This window comes from Bacillota bacterium (assembly GCA_024655925.1).
In the GTDB taxonomy this organism is placed as follows: Bacteria; Bacillota; DTU025; order DTU025; family JANLFS01; genus JANLFS01.
This window is the reverse complement of sequence record JANLFS010000111.1, coordinates 6339-8926: the sequence shown is the minus strand read 5'-3', so window position 1 is coordinate 8926 and position 2588 is coordinate 6339. Positions and strand designations below refer to the sequence as shown.

3 protein-coding genes and 1 riboswitch are annotated in these 2588 nt (G+C 56.2%); all 3 genes read right to left on the bottom strand.

What is annotated here, in order from left to right; genetic code table 11:
* The coding region (locus NUW23_13645) for an ABC transporter (GenBank protein ID MCR4427204.1) at window positions 1-416 on the bottom strand (416 nt) is incomplete at its 3' end.
* The gene (locus NUW23_13640) at window positions 404-1195 is read right to left on the bottom strand and encodes an ABC transporter ATP-binding protein (protein ID MCR4427203.1); all 792 of its coding nucleotides are present in this window, start codon (window positions 1193-1195) and stop codon (window positions 404-406) included. The genes NUW23_13640 and NUW23_13645, both read right to left, overlap by 13 nt.
* 53 nt (window positions 1196-1248) lie before the next feature.
* Entirely contained in the window at window positions 1249-1851 is a 603-nt protein-coding gene (locus tag NUW23_13635) for a TetR/AcrR family transcriptional regulator (protein MCR4427202.1), read from the bottom strand.
* Between the two features lie 390 nt (window positions 1852-2241).
* Window positions 2242-2465, top strand: a riboswitch (cobalamin riboswitch).
* The last annotated feature ends 123 nt before the right edge of the window (window positions 2466-2588 follow it).

The window sequence follows — 2588 nt, the reverse complement described above, 5'->3', positions numbered from 1 at the left end:
CCCGCGAAAGTGAATACTGTGGAGCCAACCATGAGTGCCATGAGGAGTAACAGATAGTTGACTCCTCCTCTGAGCCCGGCGGCGGCAACGACAAGCCCGGATAGGACTGAGATCATGGAAAGGGAGAGGGCTTTAGTGCAGACGTACTCATCGGTCCTGAGTGGCAGGACCGAGAGATAGCTGTGCAGTCCCTCTCCTTGCTCCAGGAGCAAGATGGCGCCGATGAATATGAAACCAAGGGCGGCCGGATCAGTCAGGATGATAACGGCCGCAATTCCCCGTCGGATATCCGTGGGTATCAGCCGCAGTACTGTTGTGTAGAAGATGGAGACGATCAAGCGCAGGAAATATAAGCCGTACCGGACCTGATACAGCATATCATTGAGCGCAGCCTTCACTAGTCTCATGCCAGACATCTGCCTGTTAACTCCACGAATACCCCCTCCAGTGAAGGCTCCTTTGAATGACGGGACACTTGTGTCCCGTCCTTCAGCCGCTTCATGAATTCCTCATCTTGTCCCAAGCCAGACAGGTTTGCGGACCCGGTCATAGTCTGACCATTGTCCAAATAGGCATAGCTCACCTGCACGCCGCTCTCTCGGGCACACAGGGCCTGGGGAGTATCTAGGGCGCGGATCTTGCCATCCACTATGAAGGCCACGCGGTCGCAGAGTTCGTGTGCATCATGCATATTGTGAGTAGTCAGTATGACAATCCTTCCTGCCCACTTCTGCTCCAGTATCATGTCCTTGATGATCCGAGCATTGGCCGGGTCAAATCCGCTTGTGGGCTCATCGAGAAACAGAAGCACAGGGGAATGGAGCAATGCACGCACAAAGGCGAGCCGCGTCTTCATACCTTTGGAGAAGCTTGAGACCCGCTTATGTGCACTCCCTGATAGTCCTGTGCGCTCGAGCAGGGGCATGATGTCAAGGCCTTCGCGCTTATACAGAGAGGAGAAGAACCGCAGGCTCTCCATGGCTGTGAGCTTCGCGTACAGGGTTGGGAACCCGAATACGACGCCGATGTCCTCAAGAAAGCCGGCGCCGGGTTCCTTGGCCTCATGGCCCATGACTGTGACGCTGCCGGAACGGCCCTTTAGTATGCCAGTCAGTATCTTCTGCAGTGTGCTCTTTCCGGCACCAGATGGGCCCGGGAACCCAAAGATCTCCCCAGCGTGTACATCGAAGCTCATGTCCTTGATGAACTTCTTCTGCCCGCGATAGGTAAAGGTCAGCCGGTCCACGGTTATCGTCCGTCTTCCTCCTGAAAGAGCTGATGGGAAAGCCCCTCAAGCAGCATTCGGTATACAGCATCGAAATGCTCTTCCCCGATCTCTCTCCGGTGCAGAAGGGTGAAGAAGACTGCCCGCAGGGCCCCGGCCACCACCTTGATGTCCAGATGCGAGTCAACACCAAGAGCAGCAAGCATCGAGGCAACGTCACTCTCATCCACTTGCACATGCCTGACAATCCTGTCTGATGGCAGGTTCCTGGCCAATGCCTCATAGTCGCCACTCTGCAAGCTCAGCAACCACGGGGCCTTTCTGACCGTTGCATAGACCCGGTCAACAGCGTTCATAAAGGTTTCCTTCTTCGTCTTGCCCGGCATGCTCAACGCGCTGAAGAAGGCCTGTTTCGTTTCTCGCTCTATTCTCTCGATCACGTCCAGAAAGAGAAGTTCCTTAGACTCGTAGAACAGGTAGAATGAACCTTTCGATATTCCCGCCATTAAGGCCAGCTCATCCACAGTCGTTCTCTTGATGCCATGTCTGCTCCAGCATTCCTCGGCAGCATTGAGCAGTCTGAGTCTTATGGACTCACGTTCCTTTTCGGTGAAGGGTCTTGGCATGCGGTACGCTCCCCCTATGACCATTTAGACGAATACGGTCATACATATCCTATTGTGATGCCGTACTTCTGCCAAGTGTGATACGAGGCGCTGTGAATGCAGGATCGCAGCGCATGCCCGTATCCATTGGTCTCAGGGCCTCGAAACGCCCGCTCAGGCCTTCAAGACCGCCGCGGACATCCTCAGGACCTTCATGTCTCTCAGAGACCTGGGGACAGTCTGCTGAAACCCGGGAAGGCAGCCGCTCAAGGCGGCATAGATGTGGCGGCACTGGAACCAGCTGGGTAGACCCGAAATAAGCGCAGGGACAATGCCACAGACGCGCAACTCAGCGACCTGGTCCGCTATTGGCACACCCGGTCCAATGTGGTAACATGTGTTCTGACAACAGAATACCTCACGCCGATGGGTGCTCTCGAGGAGAGTAAAAGGGAAGTGGCAGCCCGCATGGCCTCTGTTTCGACAGCGGATGCGGTGCTAAGCCCGCGGTCCCGCCACTGTGACCGGTGAGTCTGGGCGCAATTCATGTCACTCCTGCGATGAACCGCAGGGGGAAGACGCGCCCCGCCGATGAGCCGGGAGCCAGGAAACCTGCCCATGGGCCAAAGCAGTTTCCACCTTCGAGGAAAGGGGGGATGCTGGGGCGCGGGACATAGCCCGTACCCAAGGCCGAAGATTGATCCCCTGTTCACGACGGTGAACAGGGCTTTTTCATTTCCGGGGAGGCCGGGCTTCCG